The following is a 4,375-nucleotide window of genomic DNA, read 5'->3' as shown; positions in this document are numbered from 1 at the left end:
TGGATTCAAAATCCAGTTCTTTCGGGAGTGCGGGTTCGATTCCCGCTCGAGGTACAAAGAAAAACCGTAATTAGTTTATTAATAAACTTTTACGGTTTTCTTTTTTAATGCTATCATATATAATATTAGATGCAATACTATAGATTAGCTTAAGTTGTCTTTTTTGAATATTTAATAGTCCAAAATTTGGTTAAAATATTGAGTTTGGAATTCCTGCTGTAAAGTTTTGTAATTCAGTTGTTAGCCAACAATTTATTTTTGTTTTATCAATTTAGTATTATTACTTATTTTAAGGTTATATCATGTTTATTCTTTTTCTAAACTTGATGTAATGATATCAATAAAATGTGAATCTTTACCTACTTCAATATAATTAAACGTACGATAAGGCTCAGGAACTGCTTCGTAGTTAAAGACTAGCATATTAATATTTATCAATTTTTCAACGGTACGGTTTACGGCTAAATCTAATTCGTTCCTGCAATGGTTTTTCCCATAATATTCGTCAGTAATTACAGGGATAATGCATTTTGAATTCACAATAGCCCACATATATTTAGATGTGAATTTTTCTCCTATACCTATGCTTTTCTTATCAAAAAAAATGTTGAGTTTGTCTCCATCTAAATTTCTATATGCTGCTAAAGGTTCATAAACATTTTTCTCTACCCAATCTGCTTTTGGTCCATGTGAATAGCTTATAAAAATGTCGTATTTCTGGGATCCTTCTGCAATTCCAGTAGCTAAAAACTTATGAGCGAAGCGCCAACATAGTGCAGCTGAAACTCCTATAGCTGCAATAGTTTGTCCCACTGGAATTACAGCTTTAAACGTTAGTATCAATTTGTAATAAATAAAAAGTAATAATAGTATAGTTAAAAAGGAAAGGATACCAATGATAAAAGGCTTGGTTTGTAATATTTTTATATATTTAAATATAAGAGCATAAACCAGTGCCACAAATAAAGCGAAAAAAAGCATTTGACCAATAATAACAGGGATACTTTCCAAAGGTAATTTGAGTCTGATATTCTCATCCAATAAATCGCTAATAGCCCATGAAACAACATAAGGACCAGGAATAGATGAACTTCCCAAATCAATTACATCGTTTACAGGATCTCCCACAATCAATATCTTTTTGTCCATATCAATAGTTTGTGAAAGATCCATTCCATTGTAGGGTATAAAACTTTGGATGGATAGAATACTATCTGGGCTGAAAAAATAACTCCTCAATTGCATTTCACCTATAGAAGCATATGGCACAATTGAACCTTTACGTTTTTCTTCTAAAAGCATGGTATTAGAATCTCCCAAATCACGAACAACTTTGTAGGCGAGAGATTCAATTAAAGTTGAATCTCTAAATACGTTTGAATAAAAGTAAAAATCATTTTCATAGGAAGACATATTTTTTTCCGGATAAAAATTGGTATGATAACGTCCTGATCCTGAATGTTTATCTTCTGAGCCACTAGAGAGGATGTTATAGACTTCTGTAAGGTGAGCACCTTCTAGATTATCAATGTCAACGCTATCTATAACAACACTTTCATTTGAAGCGTTAATATTATATGCTGCATAAACGGGAATGTTAAGTTCCTTAAGGTTTTTAATTGCAGCCAACAAATTGTCTAATTCGGTATTATCTCTCCCAAACCAAATATCCAAAACAACTCCTTTTGGGCCATTATTAATTTTGGATTGCTCTGCTATAGCATATAGTAAATCGATGGTATTCCTTCTTTTTAGATAGAAAGATTCGCAGCCACTTTGTCCTGGAGGATTTTGATCTAAATGTATAAAAACTATTTCCTTGTTAAGAATGGCTTTCTGTTCGCTAGTTCTATTGCTATATCCCACGAGATAATTGTCTAACTTTTTCCAGTTCCCTAAATTCAATGCGAGAATAAAAGTAATTAAAAAGGTAATTAAATAAATGGCTAAACGTTTTATGGTAAGCATTTTATTCTATAATTAGTTACATTCATTTTCCATCTCGAGATAATATAAATCACTTGTTGCCTGGTCACCGGCAATCTCGTAAACCCAGCCTAATAATCCATAGATTTCTGAAAGTTCTTCACATATAACATCATATGCCTCGTTATCTTCATCATCAATATATTCTAATGATTCAATATATTCTAAATCTTCAATATTCCAATCGGCAAGTTCGAGCAATAATTGATTGGCATTGTTAAGTAATTCGATTGCTTCTGATTTCCTTCCAGTATATCCTAAAGCTTCTGCCCATGATAATTGAGCTTCAATGGTATCCAGATCATCATATCCATAATAATCTTCAAATATTAGCATAGCTTGGTAAAAAGGATCAATAGCATTTTCGGGTTGTTCGAAATCCATATAAAGATCTCCTAAACACAATAAATTATCAGCTCTTTCTTCAGGATCTTCAATTGAATTGATTTCAGCACCTATTTGAGAAATTGCTTGGGCATAATCAGCGTACTTTAATGGATAATCATTGGATGTATATTGTTCTTCTCCTGCAGATTGCAAGCGAGAAACAGCTTTTGTTAAAGGCTCACCGCGCTTATTAGTGGCACTATTTTTACCATAAATTTGTATAGGTACCTTATCAATAATATTAATTGTTCCTTCTTGAGTGGTAATAAAGGCTTGTTCATTTTGACCTTCAGACATATCAGTAAACGTAAATTCGGTTCCTCTTGCAGCAGACGTTGTTCCCCTTCCATTGTTGACACGATAGTTATAACCAACGGATTTGTTTACAGAACTTTTTACTTGAGCTCCAGCCCCTCTAACAGTATGATTTTCTCCTTTGGAAGTCATACTAACGGTATATTCCATAGTTTTTCCTTTAGTGGAAGAACATTCCTGTATTCCGGCTGGAGATCGTAAAATAACAATGGTGTTAGAGGGAATAATTAGACGAGTACCAGAAACCAATCTATCTCCAATATTAATTTGTGGGTTTCTACCTCCTTTGCCAGGGAGCATTACCGTGGCATTAGCAGATCGAACATTTTGCCCATTAAATCGTAAGCCAAGAACAGAGCTTTGTGAAAATAATGAATTCATACTGAATACCACCAAGCAAAATGATAAAAATATTATCCATTTATGATGGTTCATTGACTGGTGATTTTTGTTTTTTTTCATATTTGATTTTTTTCTTTACAGTAATCTTTGACTTATTCAGTTGGGATTAGCCCAAGCTGCTCATAAAAAGCCAAGTTATCCATGAAATCCTGTTCCTGTGCAATTTTTCCATCTTTCATTTTTACTAGTGTAACCCCATCAATATCTACTTTTTTCCCAGAAGCGGGAATTCCGAAAAATTCGCCTGAATGTGTTCCTTTAAAATTCCAATGTTTAACAATTTTATCTCCTTGTCCAAAAACATCAATAATTGTAAACGTAATATCTGAAAATCCAGTCAGAAAATTTTGGTAATAATCTTTAAAACCTTGAATTCCTACCATATTTTCTGGTTCTGTTATAAGGGTGATTTTTTTATCGAAATTAGTATCATTTATTTTGTCAATTTCTCCTTTATTGATAATATCATCCCATACGGTTTCGTACATTTTTAAGTTGTCAGCTAATTGTTTATCAGTTTTTTCTAATGCAAGACATTCAGCTGATGGTTTATTTACGGTTTCATTTTTACAGCTTATCATAGAAAATGATAAGAATAGAGCAAAAACTCCACTGAAAAATAATTTGATTAGTTTCATAATTATACTTTTATTATAAGTACCAACTTTAATCGGTTTTAGGCTTACTCCGTTTTTATTAATTACAGCTAATTTGTTATTTGAGTTATAAATTTGATGTTTGAATAAACGTAAATTTCACGAATGTTAAACGATTCAAATATTTTTTGAAAATCACAATTTTAAGCTAATGTAACAAAAGTAACATATATATGCAAGTGAAAATGAGTGTTTTAGGTTATTTTAATTTTTAAAGATTGATAAACTTGCAGTACTTAGGTTGCTGGAGGTTTATTTTAAAATTATAAATCAGTAAACTTCATTGCTTACAAATGGTATAGTTAAATTACTATTTTTACTAAATATTGTATATAATTTTTTTACAAACAGAATGAAACACTCCTTGCAAAATTTGAGTGTGAAATAACATCGCAGTTGGCCCTATTGTTCTAAATCCTTATTGTTATTCAAGTTTATTATTCAACAGCCAAAAAAGCACCCCAAGTTGAGTAATTTGTTTCTATTCCATTTTTATTGATAAGGTTCGATTCTGGTAAAAGGTACTAATAAAACCCTTTGAACATTTGTTCAAAGGGTTTTATATTTTTATACGATTTACATTTTTTTTACATTACATTTTTAAAAATTTCGAAATCGTTATAGTTGTA

Annotated in this window: 3 protein-coding genes; all 3 read right to left on the bottom strand. The window is 31.2% G+C overall.

The window, feature by feature from the left end; genetic code table 11:
* Window positions 1-306 precede the first annotated feature (306 nt).
* From Q0352_RS10625 to Q0352_RS10615, 3 genes are read right to left on the bottom strand one after another with little or no spacing between them, the layout of a single operon-like run.
* On the bottom strand, window positions 307-1,968 hold the full coding sequence (locus tag Q0352_RS10625; protein ID WP_299527308.1) for a toll/interleukin-1 receptor domain-containing protein: 1,662 nt from the start codon (window positions 1,966-1,968) through the stop codon (window positions 307-309).
* A 12-nt stretch (window positions 1,969-1,980) separates the two neighbouring features.
* On the bottom strand, window positions 1,981-3,150 hold the full coding sequence (locus Q0352_RS10620) for a tetratricopeptide repeat protein (protein WP_299527306.1): 1,170 nt from the start codon (window positions 3,148-3,150) through the stop codon (window positions 1,981-1,983).
* A 32-nt stretch (window positions 3,151-3,182) separates the two neighbouring features.
* Window positions 3,183-3,728: an ester cyclase gene (locus Q0352_RS10615; protein ID WP_299527304.1), complete on the bottom strand. Its 546-nt coding sequence runs from the start codon at window positions 3,726-3,728 to the stop codon at window positions 3,183-3,185.
* Window positions 3,729-4,375: the final 647 nt, after the last annotated feature.

Source organism: uncultured Lutibacter sp. (assembly GCF_937891065.1).
Classification (GTDB): Bacteria; Bacteroidota; Bacteroidia; order Flavobacteriales; family Flavobacteriaceae; genus Lutibacter.
The sequence above is the reverse complement of the archived record's forward strand: the minus strand, read 5'-3'. Positions and strand labels throughout refer to the sequence as shown.